This is a genomic window from Bacteroides sp. HMSC067B03, from assembly GCF_001811315.1.
In the GTDB taxonomy this organism is placed as follows: domain Bacteria; phylum Bacteroidota; class Bacteroidia; order Bacteroidales; family Bacteroidaceae; genus Bacteroides; species Bacteroides faecis.
The window spans coordinates 1-393 of record NZ_KV804442.1 but is presented as its reverse complement, the minus strand read 5'-3'; the positions used below and the strand labels follow the sequence as shown (position 1 = coordinate 393).

General features: G+C 47.6%; 1 pseudogene. It reads right to left on the bottom strand.

The features are described 5' to 3' along the window. Positions 1-393: pseudogene (locus HMPREF2794_RS21655) on the bottom strand (phage tail tape measure protein); the annotation flags it as partial.

Here is a 393-nt window from a genome sequence, read left to right as displayed (position 1 = left end):
GGATGGTATGAATCGTCTTGAAAAAGGAAAGAAATCCCGTTTTAAGGACTTCCCACAGCCCGAACAGGAACACACGGACTCCTTCAAACTTGTTATAAAGGAAAGCCACGAAAGCGATGACAGCCGTTATGATTGCAACGATCCAGCCGATGACAGGGATACCCATGATAGCGACGGAAATCAGCCGGCTACCCACGATTGTAGACAATGCCATTTTAGCCATCGACGCAATCCAAACCCCGGCAATCTTTGTTATTCCAAGTGACATGATCTGCGAAATAGACCATGCGACAGTTCCGAGCGTGACAAGCGCGCCTACAAAGATTCCCACAACTTCAATGGCAGGGGCAATCGGTTCTACAAATTCAAAGAAACTGATCTTCAGGTCGTCGA